20 protein-coding genes and 1 pseudogene are annotated in these 19,042 nt (G+C 52.4%); 4 read left to right on the top strand and 17 right to left on the bottom strand.

All coding sequences use genetic code 11. From position 1 onward, the window contains the following. Positions 1–72 precede the first annotated feature (72 nt). Positions 73–1,638: a membrane-bound lytic murein transglycosylase MltF gene (gene mltF / locus ACUY4Q_RS06115; protein WP_458046172.1), complete on the top strand. Its 1,566-nt coding sequence runs from the start codon at positions 73–75 to the stop codon at positions 1,636–1,638. On the opposite strand, the pseudogene tadA reads toward mltF, so the two are convergent. The 4 genes and pseudogenes from tadA to murQ form a co-directional block, all read right to left on the bottom strand. Beyond that, positions 1,631–2,174, bottom strand: a pseudogene (gene tadA / locus ACUY4Q_RS06110) (tRNA adenosine(34) deaminase TadA). The gene mltF and the pseudogene tadA sit on opposite strands and share 8 nt — an antisense overlap. Positions 2,175–2,197: 23 nt before the next feature. After that, positions 2,198–2,833, bottom strand: coding sequence for a phosphatidylglycerophosphatase C (gene yfhb, locus ACUY4Q_RS06105; RefSeq protein ID WP_458046171.1), 636 nt, complete (start codon positions 2,831–2,833; stop codon positions 2,198–2,200). Positions 2,834–2,836: 3 nt separating this feature from the next. Then, complete coding sequence (locus ACUY4Q_RS06100) at positions 2,837–4,201, bottom strand: PTS transporter subunit EIIC (protein WP_458046170.1); 1,365 nt, start codon at positions 4,199–4,201, stop codon at positions 2,837–2,839. Between the two features lie 10 nt (positions 4,202–4,211). After that, positions 4,212–5,105, bottom strand: a complete 894-nt coding sequence (gene murQ / locus ACUY4Q_RS06095; protein ID WP_458046169.1) for an N-acetylmuramic acid 6-phosphate etherase — start codon at positions 5,103–5,105, stop codon at positions 4,212–4,214. A 119-nt stretch (positions 5,106–5,224) separates the two neighbouring features. On the opposite strand from murQ, the gene ACUY4Q_RS06090 reads away from it, so the two are divergent. After that, on the top strand, positions 5,225–6,073 hold the full coding sequence (locus ACUY4Q_RS06090) for a MurR/RpiR family transcriptional regulator (protein ID WP_458046168.1): 849 nt from the start codon (positions 5,225–5,227) through the stop codon (positions 6,071–6,073). 37 nt (positions 6,074–6,110) lie between these two features. Here ACUY4Q_RS06090 and ACUY4Q_RS06085 read toward each other — a convergent pair whose 3' ends face one another. Together ACUY4Q_RS06085 and ACUY4Q_RS06080 are read right to left on the bottom strand one after the other, a co-directional pair. Beyond that, positions 6,111–7,028, bottom strand: a complete 918-nt coding sequence (locus ACUY4Q_RS06085) for an oxidoreductase (protein ID WP_458046167.1) — start codon at positions 7,026–7,028, stop codon at positions 6,111–6,113. Between the two features lie 11 nt (positions 7,029–7,039). After that, positions 7,040–8,245, bottom strand: a complete 1,206-nt coding sequence (locus ACUY4Q_RS06080; protein ID WP_458046166.1) for an L-lactate MFS transporter — start codon at positions 8,243–8,245, stop codon at positions 7,040–7,042. A gap of 115 nt (positions 8,246–8,360) precedes the next feature. Here ACUY4Q_RS06080 and ACUY4Q_RS06075 point away from each other — a divergent pair, with 115 nt between their 5' ends. Further along, positions 8,361–9,239, top strand: a complete 879-nt coding sequence (locus ACUY4Q_RS06075; RefSeq protein WP_458046165.1) for a LysR family transcriptional regulator — start codon at positions 8,361–8,363, stop codon at positions 9,237–9,239. Between the two features lie 85 nt (positions 9,240–9,324). Further along, positions 9,325–9,585, top strand: a complete 261-nt coding sequence (locus ACUY4Q_RS06070; protein ID WP_458046164.1) for a YfhL family 4Fe-4S dicluster ferredoxin — start codon at positions 9,325–9,327, stop codon at positions 9,583–9,585. Here the strand turns inward: ACUY4Q_RS06070 and acpS are convergent. The 11 genes from acpS to rpoE form a co-directional block, all read right to left on the bottom strand. Further along, positions 9,582–9,962 carry a holo-ACP synthase gene (acpS, locus tag ACUY4Q_RS06065; RefSeq protein WP_458046163.1) on the bottom strand — a complete coding sequence of 127 codons (381 nt, stop codon included), beginning with the start codon at positions 9,960–9,962 and terminating at the stop codon, positions 9,582–9,584. The two genes, ACUY4Q_RS06070 and acpS, sit on opposite strands and share 4 nt — an antisense overlap. Continuing rightward, complete coding sequence (pdxJ, locus tag ACUY4Q_RS06060; RefSeq protein WP_458046162.1) at positions 9,962–10,693, bottom strand: pyridoxine 5'-phosphate synthase; 732 nt, start codon at positions 10,691–10,693, stop codon at positions 9,962–9,964. The genes acpS and pdxJ overlap by 1 nt, the downstream gene beginning before the upstream one ends. A gap of 8 nt (positions 10,694–10,701) precedes the next feature. Next, entirely contained in the window at positions 10,702–11,433 is a 732-nt protein-coding gene (gene recO, locus ACUY4Q_RS06055; RefSeq protein ID WP_458046161.1) for a DNA repair protein RecO, read from the bottom strand. 132 nt (positions 11,434–11,565) lie between these two features. Next, positions 11,566–12,474 (bottom strand): GTPase Era, encoded by a 909-nt coding sequence (era, locus tag ACUY4Q_RS06050; protein WP_458046160.1) that lies wholly within the window; start codon positions 12,472–12,474, stop codon positions 11,566–11,568. Beyond that, positions 12,471–13,151 carry a ribonuclease III gene (gene rnc, locus ACUY4Q_RS06045; RefSeq protein WP_458046159.1) on the bottom strand — a complete coding sequence of 227 codons (681 nt, stop codon included), beginning with the start codon at positions 13,149–13,151 and terminating at the stop codon, positions 12,471–12,473. The genes era and rnc overlap by 4 nt, the downstream gene beginning before the upstream one ends. A 210-nt stretch (positions 13,152–13,361) precedes the next feature. Beyond that, positions 13,362–14,336 carry a signal peptidase I gene (gene lepB, locus ACUY4Q_RS06040; protein WP_458046158.1) on the bottom strand — a complete coding sequence of 325 codons (975 nt, stop codon included), beginning with the start codon at positions 14,334–14,336 and terminating at the stop codon, positions 13,362–13,364. Positions 14,337–14,352: 16 nt separating this feature from the next. Next, positions 14,353–16,152: a translation elongation factor 4 gene (gene lepA / locus ACUY4Q_RS06035; RefSeq protein WP_458046157.1), complete on the bottom strand. Its 1,800-nt coding sequence runs from the start codon at positions 16,150–16,152 to the stop codon at positions 14,353–14,355. Between the two features lie 160 nt (positions 16,153–16,312). Continuing rightward, positions 16,313–16,792 (bottom strand): SoxR-reducing system protein RseC, encoded by a 480-nt coding sequence (gene rseC, locus ACUY4Q_RS06030; RefSeq protein ID WP_458046156.1) that lies wholly within the window; start codon positions 16,790–16,792, stop codon positions 16,313–16,315. After that, positions 16,789–17,742 carry a sigma-E factor regulatory protein RseB gene (rseB, locus tag ACUY4Q_RS06025; protein WP_458046155.1) on the bottom strand — a complete coding sequence of 318 codons (954 nt, stop codon included), beginning with the start codon at positions 17,740–17,742 and terminating at the stop codon, positions 16,789–16,791. The genes rseC and rseB overlap by 4 nt, the downstream gene beginning before the upstream one ends. Then, positions 17,742–18,389, bottom strand: coding sequence for an anti-sigma-E factor RseA (rseA, locus tag ACUY4Q_RS06020; RefSeq protein ID WP_458046154.1), 648 nt, complete (start codon positions 18,387–18,389; stop codon positions 17,742–17,744). The genes rseB and rseA overlap by 1 nt, the downstream gene beginning before the upstream one ends. A gap of 31 nt (positions 18,390–18,420) precedes the next feature. Continuing rightward, a complete protein-coding gene (gene rpoE / locus ACUY4Q_RS06015) occupies positions 18,421–18,996 on the bottom strand; it encodes an RNA polymerase sigma factor RpoE (RefSeq protein ID WP_007370770.1) in 576 nt (191 codons plus the stop codon). Positions 18,997–19,042 lie beyond the last annotated feature (46 nt).

Genomic DNA, 19,042 nt, shown 5'->3' with positions numbered 1-19,042 from the left:
TCACCATAAAACACCCTTGTATTCATGGCGGCTATCGACCCGGGCAACAGCACGACGCAGAGAATTAACTAATTGAAAAAATTTAAGCTTAATTATCTGCTCATCGGCATTGTCACCCTGCTGCTGGCAGCGGCGCTATGGCCTTCTGTCCCCTGGTTCGGTAAAGCCGAGAATCGCATTGCCGCTATTCAGGCACGCGGAGAGTTGCGCATCAGTACCATCGCTTCGCCGTTAACCTATGCAAGCGTAGACGATAAACCCCATGGCCTCGACTATGAGCTGGCCCAGCAGTTTGCCGATTACCTTGGCGTAAAGCTGCGCGTCACCGTCCGCCAAAACATCAGTCAGCTTTTTGACGACCTGGACGATGGCCGGGCTGATATGCTTGCCGCCGGACTGGTCTATAACAGTGAACGCATTCAGCATTATCAGCCTGGCCCGGTTTATTACTGGGTTTCTCAGCAGTTGGTTTACCGTGTGGGCAGCTACCGCCCGCGCACCCTCGCAAGCGTGAATGAAAGCCAGTTAACCATTGCCCCGGGCCATGTTGCGATTAATGATTTACAGGAATTAAAAGAGAAGACGTTCCCGGACCTTAGCTGGAAAGTGGATCCCCGGCTGGGTACAACCGAGCTGCTTGAAGAGGTGGTGACGGGCAAACTTAGCTACACCGTCGCGGATTCCGTTGCTGTCAGTCTTTTCCAGCGCGTCCACCCCGAGCTTGCGGTGGCGCTCGACATCAGCGATGAGCAACCCGTCACCTGGTTCACCACACGTGACAGCGATAACACCCTCTCCGCCGCCATGCTCGACTTCTATAACAACATTAATGAAGATGGCACTCTGGCGCGCCTGGAGGAGAAATACCTCGGCCATGGCGATGATTTTGACTATGTCGACACCCGCTCTTTCCTGCGGGCTGTCGACAGCGTGCTGCCGGAACTTCAGCCACTGTTTACGAAATACGCAGAGGAAATTGACTGGCGTCTGCTGGCGGCCATCTCTTATCAGGAATCACACTGGGATACTCAGGCCACTTCGCCTACTGGCGTACGCGGGCTGATGATGCTGACCAAAAATACGGCCCAAAGTCTGGGATTAAGCGATCGTACCGATGCCGAGCAGAGTATCAGCGGCGGCGCGCGCTATTTACAGGACATGATGGCGAAGGTGCCGGAAACCGTTCCTGCCGAGGAGCGAATCTGGTTTGCGCTGGCAGCCTACAACATGGGGTATGCCCACATGCTGGATGCCAGAGCCTTGACCATCAAAACAAAAGGAAACCCGGACAGCTGGTCAGATGTGAAACAGCGTCTGCCGCTGCTCAGCCAGAAAAGTTATTACAGCAAGCTGACCTACGGCTATGCCCGCGGGCACGAAGCCTATGCCTACGTGGAAAATATTCGTAAGTATGAAATCAGTCTGGTGGGATATCTGCTGGAAAAAGAGAAAGAAGCCGCGAAGACGTTGAAAATGGCCCAAAGCTACCCGGTCGTCGGTGCAGAAGAGTTTAACAAGGCACCTTACGGGGTGATGCCGTTTAGCGCCTTCAATCCCAATCCCAACGACGCCTTCCCACGCAACCCGTTAATCGTGCCTGACAGGCTGACGGTTCAGGCACCTGCCAGGGTTAAATAGCGGTTTCTGGCCCTTTCTTAAGGGCTTTTTTCTCCCGTCGGCGCTGGCGGAAGAAATCGCTGAGCATGGCGGCACACTCATCGCGTAGCACGCCTTCAATAATCTCAACCCGATGGTTCATACCCGGATGATGCAGCACATCGATTAAAGAGCCTGCGGCACCGGTTTTTGCATCCCGCGCGCCGAACACCAGTTGCCCAATACGCCCATGCACCATCGCCCCGGCACACATCACACAAGGTTCAAGGGTGACATACAATATGGTGTCGATAAGGCGATAATTTTGCAGTACCACGCCTCCCTGACGCAGCGCCATGATCTCGGCATGCGCGGTAGGATCGTGACGGCCAATCGGGCGATTCCAGCCCTCACCTATCACCTGATTGTTGTGTACCAATACGGCGCCCACCGGCACTTCGCCCTCATCCCAGGCGCGCTTTGCCAGCGTCAGGGCGTGACGCATCCAGTATTCATGATTCAGTTCGGGATTGGACAAGGGAAGGCACTCCGGTTAACAAGCGGGGCGCATTATACACACCCGCTATGTATTACACATCTCTCATTCAAGTTGCTGGAGTTTACCCTGCGGCGTAACCCGCCAACGGTGCTGGCAGAAATAGAGCAGCGGGTTATCCTGCTTGCTGTCGCTGTACCCGCTGTATAACCGCAGCGGCGTACCGATTTTACGCTCAAGCTGCGCCACTTTTTCATGCCCCAGACAGCGCATCGTCAGCACCCAGCCGCCATAACGGCGCCCAATCTGGCTGGCGATAATATTCACTCGCGGCAGCCAGGGCGTATCAAAATAGACCTGCTCCACCAGCGGCTGGGGTGAACCGGTAATAAGCCAGATATCGGCATCCGAGGCCAGAAGGTATTTGGTCAACCGGTCCTGAACCACTGGAAACGCAGTCACCTGCCCGCGAAACCAGGTTGCAAACTTCTGTTCCAGCTTTTTCATGTGCGCTTCGCTATAGCCAAAGGTGCAGGCCCATAGCAGCAGGCTCATAGGCCAGCGTGCCGCACGCCCTTTAACCAGAAGAGCAATGCCGATAACCGGTAATACAGGCAGTACCAGCAAGACATTAAGCGGGTGATGACGCAGGACATAGCGCAGAAAGGTGCCAAACATGTCCTGCTGGTGCAAGGTGCCATCTAAATCAAAAAAAACAACGCGACGCTCGCTGGTAGTCAAATGTTACTCCTCAGGATCGTTAAAACCTAACAGCCAGGTAAACAGGAAGCCGGCAATTACCGCCACTAAATAGCCTAACAGATAGATCATCACTTTTCCGGTAACGATGGTTAATGCCAGCGGCAAACCGGAAATACCAAAGGTGATGACGGTCGCCACTTTAGCGTAACTAATGAGCGCGCCGCCAACCGCACCGCCCAGACAGGCCCCTAAGAAAGGTTTGCCCAGCGGCAAGGTGACGCCAAAAATCAGCGGTTCACCGATACCCAGCAGCCCAACCGGCAGTGCACCTTTGATCACTTTCTTAAGTCGGGTATTGCGGGTTTTCATCAGCACGGCAATCGCCGCCCCGACCTGCCCAACACCCGCCATGGCAAGAATGGGTAGCAGAGCGTTGTACCCGTGCGCCTGCACCAGTTCAACGTGAATGGGGACCAGCCCTTGATGCAGCCCCGTCAGCACCAGCGGCAAAAACGTTCCTGCCAGCACCGCCCCCACCAGCATGCCGCCACGATCGATAGCCAAGGTCGCACCGTGGGCAATGGCCTCTGAGATAATGCCGCCTAATGGTTGTAAAGCGACAATCGCCACCGTTCCGGCAATCAGTGTCGTCAGTAAGGGGTTGAGAATGAGTTCGACGGAGCCAGGCAGGACGCGACGTAGCCGTTTTTCAATCCAGCACATCAACACCACCACCAGCAGCACGGCGATCACCCCACCGCGACCAGGTTGTAATGCTTCGCCAAACAGGGTAATTTGGGCAAGCTGCGGGCTGGAGAGGATGCCCGCCATCACGCCGCCAAGCGCCTGAGAGCCGCCGAAGACTTTTGCCGTGTTCACCCCCACCAGAATATTCATAATGGCAAAAACGGCGCTGCCAAAAATGCCCAGTAGCCCCAGCATGTTGGGGTATTGGGTCGCAAAGTCTCCGACAATATCCGGGCGCTTAAGGATATTGATGATGCCGGTGATCAAGCCCGACGCGATAAACGCCGGGATCAGCGGAATAAACACATTCGCCAGTTGACGCAGCGCATCGCTCATCGGCGCTTTGTATTTGGCTTTCGCCTGCGCTTTGATGCGTTCAGCCTCGTCAAAGTTCGGCGTCATGGCGTCTGCGGCCATAAGCGCCTGCATCGCATCCACCACCTGGGCCGCTTTACCGGGGCCGACAATAAACTGATGCTGCTGACCCTGCTTCACGTAGCCGCTGATGCCTGCCAGCTGTTTGATGCTCGCCAGATCCATGCGGTCATCATCGTGGACCTCGACCCGTACCCGCGTCATACAGTTTTCGAGCCGCAGAATATTATTCTGGCCACCGACGCCTGCAAGGATGCCGCTGGCGAGCGCTGCTGTCTTTTCCATAGCTGCCCCTTTAGTTTTCTAATGCCGCCCGTAAAAAACCGTTGTGAAGGTCAAGTTTGGCTCTCGCTGATGCCGCATCAAGACCGCTCAGGACCATCAAAATGGCCGGTTTGACCTCATAGTCTGTCTGTTTGAGGACAATTTCCGCCGCCTCACGTGAGGCGCCCGTGGCTTCCATTAACATCCGACAGGCTCGGTCCACTAACTTCACGTTGGTGGCTTTCATGTCCACCATCAGGTTCTGGTAAACCTTGCCAAATTTGACCATCGCCCCGGTGGAGATCATGTTCAGTACCAGCTTCTGCGCCGTGCCGGACTTGAGGCGGGTAGAGCCGGTTAAGGCTTCCGGCCCAACCACCGGCGAGATAGCGATGTCGGCCTCATGGGCAATCGGGGAGTCCGGGTTACAGGAGATAGCGACCGTGGTACAGCCTGTCTGCCGGGCAAATTTCAGGCCGCCGATGACATAAGGGGTTCGCCCGGAGGCGGCCAGGCCGACAACGAGATCCTCCGACGTCAGATTGAGTGAAACCAGATCGTCCTCACCCAGCTGCGCATTGTCTTCAGCCCCTTCCACCGCTTTTAACAGCGCGCCAGGCCCCCCGGCAATGAGCCCCACCACCAGCCCGTGCGGCACGCCAAAAGTTGGCGGACATTCGGATGCATCAAGCACCCCCAACCGCCCGCTGGTTCCGGCCCCCATATAGATAATGCGGCCACCGGCTTTAAGCGACGTAGCGGCTGCGTCGACAGCGTTCGCGACTTGCGGCAGCGTGGCTTTGACGGCATCAGCGACCAGCGCATCCTGCTGATTAAAACGACTGACTAACTCGATAGTGGTTAATGCGTCTAAATCCAGGGTTTGCGGATTACGCGTTTCTGACACCAATGCACCAAGATTCATTTTTTGCTCCTGAGGAATTTTTAATTCATAATAACCGCAATAATTTGGAATATAAAATTCATCTGCCTGCGTGAAATGCGTTTTTTGTAATTGATGTCACATTTTGCTTCGGGAGACTTATGAACTGCTTAATACACATTCGCCAGCGATATGCCGGATTTGCGCAGAGTGACAGGAAGCTGGCCGATTTCCTGCTCGCCAATCCTGAACAGGCGCGTCATTTGAGTTCGCAACAGCTTGCTGCCGATGCGGGCGTGAGCCAGTCAAGCGTCGTAAAATTTGCTCAGAAACTGGGTTACAAAGGATTCCCGGCGCTGAAGCTGGCGCTCAGCGAAGCGCTGGTCAGCAACCCCGACCCGCTCTCCATCACCGTCCATAACCACATTCGGGGTGATGATCCCCTGCGCGTGGTAGGTGAAAAGCTAATTAATGAAAACCTGAGCGCGATGCGGGCGACGCTTGATGTAAACAGTGAGGAGAAACTGCGTGAAAGCGTAGACATGCTGCGTCATGCCCGGCGTATTGTCATTACCGGCATCGGTGCCTCGGGGCTGGTGGCGCGAAACTTCGGCTGGAAGCTGATGAAAATTGGCCTTAACGCGGTGGTGGAACAGGATATGCACGCCCTGCTGGCTATCGTGCAGGCGATGTCACCGCAGGATCTGTTGCTGCCTATTTCCTATTCCGGCGAACGTCGCGAGATCAATATGGCAGCAGATGAAACGCTGCGCGTGGGCGGTAAGATCCTCGCGATCACTGGCTTCTCACCCAATGCGCTACAGCAACGCGCGACGCGTTGCCTGTATACCATTGCTGAAGAGCAGGCGACCCGCAGTGCGGCTATCTCCTCAACCAGCGCGCAAATGATGCTGGTGGATGTGCTGTTTATGGCGCTGGTGCAGCAAGATCTGGACCATGCACCGGACCGGATTCGGCATAGTGAGGCGCTGGTAAAAAAACTGATCTGAAGGACTCCTCTGGCAAGTGTCAGAGGAGTCTGTTCAGTTACTGATTTTCTTTGGCATGAATCAGTTTTGTCAGTAAAAGATTAGCGGTAACCGGAATGTGGTTGGCAAGCCCAATGCGGGCGATGGCGCCGTTAAGATAGTCGATTTCCGTCAGCCTTCCCTTTTGCAGATCCTGATGCATTGAGGGGTAATGGTGACCACTTTCACGCGGATCGAACACTTTTCTGACGGTCTCCAGCACCATCTCTTCTGTCAACGGGATCTGCTGGCTTCTGGCGACCTGGACAAACTCTTTCACCACCAGGGTGGCTAATTCGAGGGCCATGGGTAATTGACCAAATTCACCCACGTTACAGTTAAGCAAAGCGCAGTACGTATTCATGATGCTGTTAAATGCCGCTTTTTTCCAGATGGATAAAAGCACATTCTCGCTGATATGCGCATTCAGGCCTGCACGGTTAAACATCTCAATGATGTGGGTTTCCATTTCAGCATTGTGACTGGCAATCGGCTGCAACTCGGTATTGCCGGTACCCGTTGCACGAATATGCCCAGGCCCTTCCAGCTCACAGGACAATAACGTCACGCCCGCATAGATGGTTTCTTTCTCTACATACTTTTCCAGCGTCTCAATATTTCCAAGCCCGTTTGAGAGAGTCATAACCACTTTTGCGGAAGCAAGTACCGGCGCAATGCTTTTAAGCATTGCATCCATTTGCATAGCTTTGGTGAATAGTATTACTACATCGAACGGGCCCTGAGCGTCATCAGCCATAACCGCAGGAATGGGATAATATTTCTGCGTTGTTTCTGTTTCGACGAATAACCCTTTTTTACAAATAGCCTCGATATGCTCTTGCCATCCATCAATAAGCGTAACATCTTCACCAGCGTCCATTAACATAAAACCAAAACGACACCCCATCGCCCCGGCACCCGCGATTGCAATTTTCATACAATATTCCCTTATAGAGTTTGATTAATTTTATTAACGATTCTTGTTGCATACACTTTTGTTGCTAATATCAGCACAACGCCGATGAGCAACAGTGCGATTGTCAATATAAATACCGGATTATAGGTGCCGGTAGATTTATCAATTGCGGAGGTAATATAGGGGGCAATGACCGCACCGACGGCAAAACCAAAATACATAAACCCATAGTTCAGCCCCTGGTTGCGCATGCCGAAATTTTGGCTGGTTAACCCAGGGAAGATAACTAATATCCCGGCATAAGCGAAGCCTACACCGAGCGCGCTAAAATAGAAGACTGATAAATTACCATTGAATAACAACAGTAATACAAAACATAAACAGGTAAACAGATAAACAATGACCAGCGTATTATAGCCGCCGAGCTTATCCGAAATGCCGCCCCAGAAAAGCCGCCCAACAGAGTTGAAGATGGAAACCATACTGACCACAATGGCACCTGAGGCCAGCCCGTACTGCGCCATCCCAATCTGCGCAGAGGTTGAACTGATCACCATCCCGGAGAAGACGCCCAGCGCCAGTATGGAGAAAAGCAGCCAGAAGCGCGTATCTTTGAGCATGTGCCGATAATCTTTATCCATAGGCGAAGATGCGATACCGCCGCTGTCTTTGGCGGGCGCGCTGCGGATAAAAAATTGCACCACAAAGATGACCACCAGGTAGACGATACCTAAATAAAGCAGCGCACGACTGACATCATGGGTAAGCGCCATGAAATATTCAGCAAGTTTTGTGCAAAGCAAGGTACCACAGCCTACGCCTGCCAGTACTATTCCACTGGCCAACCCACGACGGTCGGGAAAAAACTTAAGTATATTATTGAGATTTCCGGTAAAGGCCAGGCCTGAACCCAACCCGGCAATTAACCCATAGGTAACAAATAGACCAGGCAACGTTGTTACAAAACCTGAAAGAATAAAACCCGCGGAAAATAATATCCCGCCGATAACGATAGCCTGCTTTCCTTTGCCATTATCAATCATTTTCCCGCCCCAAATCATAGGCAGCGGAATAATTCCCATATTGATGGAAAATGCCAGCGCCAGCGTTGCGGGATCCCAATGAAACTGCTCCATAAGGGGAGTCTTGAAGAAACTGAATGCATAAACACCTCCCAGCACAAAATTGATACAGACATGCGCTGCAAGCATTCCCCATCGATTTATTGATGTTGCCATAATGGTTACCTTTTTAAAAATATTGATCACATTCTAAAAAATGCACCATAGGCAAACAATTAGGTATTTTTTATAATCGCAATAAGAAACGTCTATCTATGGGATATTCCTGACTATGAATATTAAACAGCTCTACTCATTCCTTGTACTTTGCGAGGAGCAACATTATGGAAGAGCGGCGAGTCGGCTTTTTATCACCCAGCCATCATTGAGCCAACAAATAAAGCAGCTTGAAACATCACTTAAAATTATACTTTTTAAACGAAAGGGAAGAAATATTGAACTGACAAAAGCCGGAGCCGTGCTTAAGCAGCATGCGCTTAAAATAATGGATGATTTGAAAAGTGCGGAAAATGACCTTCGCCCCTGGCGTAACCAGCAACGAGACAGCATTGCTATTGGAGTGTCTGGAAGCCACCTTATTCTCCCCGTCTTTCAGAGCTTTATTGGTCACTACCCTGACATCTCTTTAACGGTTAAAGAGCACTCTTCTGAACAAACGATTAAGAAAATCACCGATGGCTCACTGGATATGGGCATTGTTTATCAGATGCCTTTACCCTCACACCTCAGCGCAACGCTGCTTTTTGAAGATGAAATTATTGCCGCTATCCCACTGAGTCACCCGTTGGCAGGTCAGCACGTTCTGCAACTAGAGGATTTAAACGATCAGCCTCTGATTGTGCTTAATGACGCACTCTTATTACGCACTGTGATCACTAATGAACTCAACAAAAAGGGGGTCGTCGCCAATATCATCTGCGAACTTGATAACCACTACTCATGCCTGGAGTACGCGGAAGGGCAAATTGGTATTGCCCTTATTGCTCGCTCGCTGACAGCCCTGACGCCTCCCAAAAATGTCAGACTCGTCTCTTTCACTGTTCCCGCGTTTTTTCATGGCGTCATGCTTGTGCATGGGAAAGACTTACTTCTGGATGATCCCGTGCTCTGCCTGCTCGCGCAAATAAAAGCCTTTCATGATCGCTCTTAACCTTTGCACAGAAAATGGCTGGCTGGCCTGGCAAATGCGCGTATAATGCCCGCCCTGTTTGTGTGAGGTTTCTGAGATTTTCCTGATGGCGCTGTTAATCACCAAAAAATGCATCAATTGCGATATGTGCGAGCCGGAATGTCCGAACGAGGCCATTACGATGGGCGACAGCATCTATGAGATTAATAGCGATCGCTGCACGGAATGTGTCGGGCATTACGAGACGCCGACCTGCCAGAAGGTGTGCCCGATCCCCAATACCATTTTGAAAGATCCGGCACATATTGAAAACGAAGAGCAGCTTTGGGACAAATTTGTCCTGATGCATCACGCCGATAAAATCTAACTTTCGAGAATCACCGTCGCGCAGGCATAGCGTCTTTCATCCGCCAGCGTGACATGCATCGATGCCACGCCCAGTTTTTCGGCAAGTAACAACGCCTCGCCCCATAAGCGTAAGCAGGGCTTACCCAATTCATCGTTATAAACTTCAAACTGATTAAAGGCGAGCCCGTTACGAATGCCGGTGCCAAAAGCTTTGGCAGCCGCTTCTTTCACCGCAAAGCGTTTAGCAAGAAAACGCACCGGCTGCTGGTGCGTTTCCCAGATAGCCCACTCGTTGTCGCTGAGCACACGTTTTGCCAGCCGATCGCCACTGCGGGCGATCACCGCTTCAATGCGCGCAATCTCAACGATGTCGGTTCCCAGCCCCAGAATCGCCATTACCGACGTGCTTCCACCATCAGGCGTTTCATTTCGGCCACCGCTTCTTTCAGGCCGCTCATGACCGCACGGCCGATGATAGCGTGACCGATATTGAGTTCATGCATTTCCGGCAGACGCGCAACCGCCTGCACGTTGTGATAGGTCAGCCCGTGACCTGCGTTCACTTTCAGCCCCAGCCCTGCTGCATAGGTTGCCGCTTTGGCGATGCGATCGAGTTCTTTCGCCTGCTCGACTTCATTTTTAGCCTCTGCATAGCAACCGGTATGAATTTCGATATAGGGTGCGCCGACGTCGGCTGCCGCTTTGATTTGTGCAAAATCCGCATCGATAAACAACGAGACCAGAATGCCCGCGTCTGCCAGGCGTTTACAGGCATCACGCATTTTGTCGAGCTGCCCTGCCACATCAAGTCCACCTTCGGTGGTGACTTCCTGGCGCTTTTCCGGTACCAGGCAGCAGAAATGCGGCTGCGTTTCGACGGCAATCGCCAGCATCTCTTCGGTTACCGCCATTTCGAGATTCATACGGGTGTCCAGCGTCTGACGCAGCACACGAACATCGCGGTCGGTGATATGGCGGCGATCTTCACGCAGGTGCACCGTAATGCCATCGGCTCCCGCCTGCTCAGCAATAAATGCCGCCTGCACCGGATCAGGATAAGCCGTACCACGCGCGTTACGAAGGGTAGCAATGTGGTCGATATTGACGCCTAACAGTAATTCAGACATGACAATCCTCATTCTTCATCATTCGTTTTGGTTGCTCGCTTCGGCACAAACTGCCGGAACAATTCCCGACTCTTCAGCGGTTTGCCCCCAAGATACGGCTTTAGCGCTATGCGGGTAAAGCGTTTCGCCGCCCTGAGGGTATCGCCATCAGGAAATTCACGTTCCGCCAGCGCGCGCAGATGCCGACCGGTAAAGGTGGTGTTATCTATCACCACGCTGGCGATAAACCCTTTTTCTTCGCGGTAGCGGTAGGTCATGGTGTCCTCCACCGCCTCGCCACTCCCGGCACAATGCAGGAAGTCAACGCCGTACCCCAGATGCCCGAGCAGCGCCAGCTCAAAACGGCGCAGTGCGGGTTCAGGTGAGCCTGTTGCGCCAGCCAGCGCCTGGATGCAGTGAAGGTAATCGAAAAAGAGTTCGGAAAAACGGGTTTCCTGTTCCAGCACGCGAGCGATCAGCTCGTTAACATACAGGCCGCTATAAAGCGTGATACCGCTGAGAGGTAGCGCCAGCGAAACGGCTTCAGCGCTACGCAGCGTTTTAACATCGCCACGGCCACCGAAGCGCACCAGCAAGGGGGTAAAGGGCTGTAATGCACCTTTAAGGTTAGAGCGTTTGGAGCGTGCGCCTTTTGCCACAAGACGCACACGGCCTGACTCTTCCGTGAAAACGTCCAGCATCAGGCTGGTTTCGCTCCAGGGACGACTATGCAGGACGAAAGCGCGCTGCCAGCCTTCCATTAATGCTTATACTCAAGAGCTTTCGAGTTACAGTAAGGTGGCAAGCTTGCGAGCTCCCGGGAGCATAGATGACTATGTGACCGGGGCGAACAAGCGTAGCCAACGTATCTGCGGCTTGAAAGACGCCGAGTATTAGAGATCGTCGACGTAACCGAGACTACGAAGCGCACGTTCATCATCGGCCCAGCCGGATTTCACTTTGACCCACAGCTCAAGGTGTACCGGCGCTTCGAACATCTCTTGCATATCTTTGCGCGCTTCGATACCGATGGTTTTAATCTTGGCCCCTTTGTTGCCAATCACCATCTTCTTCTGCCCTTCACGTTCCACAAGGATCAGACCGTTGATGTCGTAACCGCCACGTTCATTAGAGACAAAACGCTCGATTTCAACGGTAACGGAATACGGCAGTTCAGCGCCCAGGAAACGCATCAGTTTTTCACGAATGATCTCTGATGCCATAAAGCGTTGTGAACGGTCGGTGATGTAGTCTTCCGGGAAGTGATGAATGGCTTCCGGCAGATGTTTACGCACGATGCTCGCGACGGTATCAACGTTAAAACCGGTCTCCGCAGAAATCGGCACAATGTCGAGGAAGTTCATCTGGCTGCCGAGGAACTGCAGGTGCGGCAGGAGATCCGCTTTTTCCTGCACGTTGTCCACTTTGTTGATCGCCAGAATGACCGGTGCTTTACCGTCACGCAGCTTGTTCAACACCATTTCGTCGTCCGGCGTCCAGCGTGTACCTTCCACCACGAAAATGACCAGCTCAACGTCGCCGATAGAGCTGCTCGCCGCCTTGTTCATCAGACGGTTAATCGCGCGTTTTTCTTCCATGTGCAGACCGGGGGTGTCCACATAGATGGCCTGATACGCCCCTTCAGTATGGATACCTACGATACGGTGACGCGTGGTCTGCGCTTTACGTGACGTGATAGAGACTTTCTGCCCGAGCAAATTGTTCAGCAGCGTCGATTTGCCAACGTTGGGACGGCCTACGATAGCGATAAAGCCGCACCAGGTTTTTTCTTCAGTACTCATTCCAGCTCCAGATTTTTCAGTGCCTGTTCTGCGGCAGCCTGCTCAGCCTTACGGCGGCTCGACCCTGTGCCAACCACCGGCTCTTTCAGGCCACTGACCTGGCAGTGGATAGTAAATTCCTGATCGTGCGCTTCACCACGAACCTGCACCACCAGATAAGATGGCAGCGGTAAGTGGCGACCCTGCAGAAACTCCTGCAAACGCGTTTTCGGATCTTTTTGTTTATCGCCCGGACTGATTTCATCCAGACGCGTCTGATACCAGTTGAGGATCAAACGCTCGACGGTCTGGATGTCGCTGTCCAGAAAAACACCACCAATCAAAGCTTCAACCGTATCGGCCAGAATTGATTCACGGCGGAAACCACCGCTTTTCAGTTCGCCTGGCCCTAACCGCAGGCATTCGCCCAGCTCAAATTCGCGGGCAATTTCTGCCAGCGTATTCCCGCGGACCAGCGTTGCACGCATACGGCTCATATCACCTTCGTCTACCCGAGGGAAACGATGATAAAGCGCATTGGCAATCACAAAGCTTAAAATGGAGTCACCTAAAAATTCCAGGCGCTCGTTGTGCTTGCTGCTGGCACTGCGATGGGTTAATGCCTGCTGCAACAACTCCTGATGTAGAAAAGTGTAGCCCAGCTTCCGCTGAAGCCGATTTATTACGATGGGGTTCATGCGATACCAATAAATGAATGCGTCAACAATGCAGCACACGAAACCGACCTGTAATAACCAACGCGGTTTCGTGTGCTGTGGCACCCGTGGGAGCCAGCCTTAAACGTCGGGGGAATATTCTATACGTAACGACAAGGTATGTCGTTAGCCTGGAGGATTTATAACGGAAATAATTTGGGGCGCAGAGGAATCACTACGCCCCAAATAAAATTAATGAATACCGCCGATGCGACTTAAGCGCACACCTGTTGGCCATTCACCTTCCTGCTTCTCGAAACTCATCCAGATAGCCGTTGCCCGACCCACCAGATTCGCTTCCGGCACAAACCCCCAGTAACGGCTGTCGGCGCTGTTGTCGCGGTTATCACCCATCATGAAATAATGGCCCGGCGGAACAATCCAGGTCGCCAGCTGCTGACCTTGTTGCTTAAAATAAATGCCCAGTTGATCCTGCGCAATTGGCACGGTCAGAATACGGTGCGTCACATCGCCCAGCGTCTCTTTACGTTCAGTCAATCGAACGCCATCATCACGGGTTTCGCTTTTGGGTAACTGGAAGAAGCCACTGTTGGCCTCACCACCGTCACGACGACCAAATGTTTGCACGAAATCGCTAGGCTCAACATTGCTGTAGGTGATAGGCAATGCATTAGCACATGCCTGGCCAGAACTGCAATTGGGTTGAACTGTGACCTGTTTGGTCACCGGATCGTAGCTGACTTTATCACCCGGAACACCGACCACACGCTTGATATAATCCAGACGCGGATCGTCAGGGTATTTAAAGACCGCAATTTCACCCCGTTTCGGATGACCGGTTTCGATCAACGTCTTCTGGTAAATCGGATCTTTAATGCCGTAGGCAAATTTTTCCACCAGGATGAAATCGCCAATAAGCAGCGTTGGCATCATCGAACCTGACGGGATCTGAAAAGGCTCATAAATAAACGAGCGCACCACCAACACAATAGCCAGCACCGGGAATACCGATGCGCCTGTTTCCAGCCAGCCCGGTTTCGGGCCAACTTTTTTCAGCGTTTTTTTATCAAGTGCATCGTTCGTCGCCAACTGTGCTGCAGCCTGTTTCTCACGACGTTTTGGTGCAAAAATAAATTTATCCAGGCACCATAACAACCCTGTTACCAGGGTCGCAATCACCAGGATCAGGGCAAACGTATTCGCCATGCCAACTCCTTAGAGGTTATTTGCCGTCTTTCCCAACGTGCAGAATGGCAAGGAACGCTTCCTGCGGCAGCTCGACGTTACCGACCTGCTTCATACGTTTCTTACCGTCTTTCTGTTTCTGCAACAGCTTTTTCTTACGGCTGACGTCACCGCCATAGCATTTTGCCAGAACGTTTTTACGTAACTGTTTAACCGTAGCACGGGCGATGATGTGGTTGCCGATAGCCGCCTGAATCGCGATATCAAACTGCTGACGAGGAATCAGCTCTTTCATCTTCTCAACCAGTTCACGACCACGATACGGCGCGTTATCGTTATGGGTAATCAGCGCCAGCGCATCAACACGTTCGCTGTTGATCAATACATCAACACGCACCATGTTAGAGGCCTGGAAGCGTTTGAAGTTGTAGTCCAGTGACGCATAGCCACGAGAAGTGGACTTCAGACGGTCGAAGAAGTCGAGTACCACTTCTGCCATCGGAATTTCGTAGGTCAATGCGACCTGGTTGCCGTGGTAAACCATGTTGGTCTGCACGCCACGTTTTTCGATACAGAGGGTGATAACGTTGCCTAAAAACTCCTGCGGCAGCAGCATGTGACATTCAGCAATCGGCTCACGCAGCTCATGAATGTTGTTCAGCGGCGGCAGCTTAGACGGGCTGTCGACGTAGATAACTTCTTTCGACGTGGTTTCGACTTCGTAAACCACCGTCGGCGCGGTGGTGATCAGATCCAGATCGTATTCACGTTCCAGACGCTCCTGAATGATCTCCATGTGCAGCAGGCCAAGGAAGCCGCAGCGGAAACCAAAGCCCAGCGCTGTAGAACTTTCTGGTTCATAGAACAAAGACGCATCGTTCAGGCTCAGCTTGCCAAGCGCGTCGCGGAAGTTCTCATAATCATCAGAACTGACCGGGAACAGGCCCGCATAAACCTGCGGTTTCACCTTTTTAAAGCCCGGCAGCGCTTTGTCAGCGGCATTACGCGACAATGTCAGGGTATCCCCTACTGGCGCGCCGAGAATGTCTTTAATTGCACAGACCAACCAGCCCACTTCACCGCATTTCAGTTCGGTACGGTCGAGCTGCTTCGGCGTAAAGATCCCTAAACGGTCGGCATTATAAACCTGACCGGTGCTCATCACTTTGACCTTGTCGCCTTTACGCAGGGTGCCGTTTTTCACACGGATCAACGAGACAACGCCCAGGTAGTTATCGAACCAGGAGTCAATAATCAGCGCCTGCAGCGGCGCTTCCGGGTCACCTTCCGGCGCTGGAATATCGCGCACCAGACGCTCAAGGACATCAACCACGCCCACGCCGGTTTTCGCGGAGCAGCGAACGGCGTCGGTGGCATCAATACCCACAATGTCTTCGATTTCTTCGGCAACACGTTCTGGATCGGCAGCAGGCAGGTCAATTTTGTTCAGGACCGGCACCACTTCGAGATCCATTTCCATCGCCGTATAGCAGTTGGCCAGCGTCTGCGCTTCTACGCCCTGCCCTGCGTCCACCACCAGCAACGCCCCTTCACAGGCGGCCAATGAACGGGATACCTCGTAGGAGAAGTCAACGTGACCTGGGGTATCGATAAAGTTCAGTTGATAGGTCTCGCCATCGGATGCTTTGAAATCCAGCGTAACGCTTTGTGCTTTGATGGTAATACCGCGTTCACGCTCAAGATCCATGGAATCAAGAACCTGCGCTGCCATTTCGCGGTCGGACAAGCCGCCACAAATTTGGATAATGCGGTCAGACAGCGTCGATTTACCGTGGTCGATGTGCGCAATGATCGAAAAGTTACGTATATTCTTCATATAGGGAGATTTTTTGCCTTACGAATTACTAAGAGGCCGCGGTTCTGCGCCTGACGTCAAAAGTCTGAAACGCCGCATTCTACACTACAACGACAATGCGGGGAAATGCTCAAACGGTTAACAAATTCGCCTTCGCACTTCCCCGATCAAGACGGGGGAATTACTGACTGTTTTCGACAGAAGGATCGTCGAAACGCACCATATCGGGCGGAAGACCCACACTGATAATGACAGGCTGCCAGTCGTTACGGGTCGCCAGTTTTTGTGAAAAACTGCGCGCTAACAGGAAGCCCCCTACACCACCGAGGATGGCACCGCAGAGGGTGGCCAGATCCTGGCCAAACAGGGTCTGGAACAGGGCCGCCATCAGGAATAAGCCCACCAGTGGAGACATGTAGACCAGCAACGCCGATCCCAGCAGACTCCCTTCGCCAATGCCCAATTCGACCTTCTGCCCTTTAACTAACGGCTGATCGCAGGGCACGGCAATGGTGTGGATCATCTGCGGCCCAAGCTTATTCAGAACGCGTGTTCCACAACCTGAACGGGAAGAGCAGCTTTTGCAGGAGGTCTTTACATCGCACTCCACCAGCGCTTCACCGTTATGCCAGGAAACGACGGTTGCCCATTCTTTGATCATTGTGCCGCCTTGTACTTAACGCTATCGGCAATGCGTTTAGCCGTTTGCGGGGGTAATTCACCCACTATAGTGATTTCATTGCTATCCCGGACGGTGGTGCTAACCGTACGGCGGCCGGTGCGTAACATCTGATCGGTGCTGTTTTGGTTTGCACGATTGATGTTCACGGAGAAACTGAATAGCCCATCAGAGTAAAGACGTGACTCTACCGGCATATCAACGGTTGGCAGTTGACGACGACTGCTTGAGATTTCTACAAACCCTTGCGGAACCCAGGAAGGTGCCCAGTTAAAGGTCACTTTGTCACCTGTCGGCACCGAAAGCAGAGGCGGCAAATTGGCTTTCGCGAGGGTTTGCATGTTATTCGCCACCTGCGCGTTCACGTTGTAAGCAATCACGCGGAACTGCTCCAGCGTCTCGCCATCACGGTCAAGGAGATCAACGCGCATAGGTAAGCGCGTCTCTGCATCCATCCAGACGATGTAGCTGTAACGTGTTCCATCCCGCGCCACGACGCGAATCACTTCACACAAACGATCCGCGATGCGCGTGCGCCCTACAGAGATGAAATCATAGTAAGGGGCCAGACGTTTGAAATCGGTATAAACCAGTGAAGGCAGGGAATCGACAATGTAGTCGCCATTCAATGTGAAAGGCTCAAGACCGGGCTCAAAATAGCTGATCTCATTGCCACGCTGAACCACTTCCCGACGAGGACCATCCATTTGCAACAGCTGCGCGAGCAATTGATTGTCAACACGAGCATGGCGATAGCGTAACGACTCTACCCCTTGCTTGCTGATGCTAATAAAGGACAGCTCATAATTGAGTGACTGGCTAGCCACGTTCATTTGCTGCAACAACGCCCCGGACGAGTTATCTGCCGAGGCGTTGCTGGAGAAGAACAGGCCTGCTGCCACAAAGGACATAGCACACCAAAGTTGCTTCATTACTGCGATTGAGTTCCTAATGTTTGATTTCCTGGCACTTGCACAGCGGCTTGCTGCGTTTGTGCTTGCTCAAACTTAAGCTGTTCGGAGTGCAGGCGGCGCTGCAATTCATAATCCTGCAGCATCGCATTAATGCGACGACGCTGTTCCTGAACCTGCTGCTGCTGACCGACATCGGCAGTGGCATCAGCCGGAACACCCAGACTTACCGGGCTCGCTTTACCCATCATTGGCATCGTATTAAACACCGGTGCTTCAGGCTGGGCAGATTCGGTTTGACCATTGTAATGCTGCACACCCACAATCACAGCGAGTGATACACATGCCGCCACGCCCATTTGTGTAAGCTGTGCCGCCCATGGGCGCACTTTTGCCCAAAATGGCATTTTTTGCCATTCCTGGGGCGCAGGTTGCGCTTCGGGAATGAGTGGCGTGGCCTGGTTAACCGGCTCGTTTTCGATCGCGGCCATCACCCGGGCTGAGATATCGAAGTGGAGAACATCCGCAGTGTCACCACGCAGGGTGTCACGGATAAGGTGATAATTCTCCCAGGTTTTCTGCATTTCCGGAGAGCGAGACAGCTCTACGAGCAACTCACTATCCAGCGTTTCACCGTCCATTAAAGCGGAAAGTTGTTCTTTCTGCATGCCTAATACCTTTTCCAGTATCCCGCTATCGTCAACGCCTGATAAGCGGTTGAACTTTATTATCAATAGCTTCCCGAGCACGGAAAATACGTGAACGTACGGTACCCACCGGGCAATCCATGATGACCGCTATCTCTTCATAGCTTAGGCCATCCAACTCCCGCAACGTAATTGCCATGCGTAAATCTTCCGGGAGCGACTCAATGGTACGGAAAACTATTTGTCTCAGTTCCTCTGACAACATTAAGTTCTCAGGGTTCGAAATTTCTTTCAGTGCCCCCCCACTTTCGAAGTTTTCTGCTTCGATAGCGTCCACATCACTGGAGGGTGGTCTGCGTCCCTGAGCAACCAGATAATTTTTTGCTGTATTCACAGCGATACGGTACAGCCAGGTATAAAAAGCACTATCTCCCCGGAAAGAATCCAGCGCACGATAGGCTTTAATAAATGACTCTTGTACTACATCAGGCACATCGCCTGAAGGTACATAGCGGGAAACCAGACTCGCTACTTTATGCTGGTAGCGCACCACCAGTAAGTTAAAGGCTTTCTGATCTCCTTTCTGGACCCGCTCAACAAGGACCTGATCCGTTAACTGCTCGCTCATCCGAGGTAAAGTCTCCCCAAAACCAATTCCACGCGTAAAAGAAACG

The organism is Phytobacter cepae (genome assembly GCF_054165735.1).
Note: the sequence above shows the minus strand (reverse complement) of the source record. Positions and strands in the feature narration are given on the sequence as shown.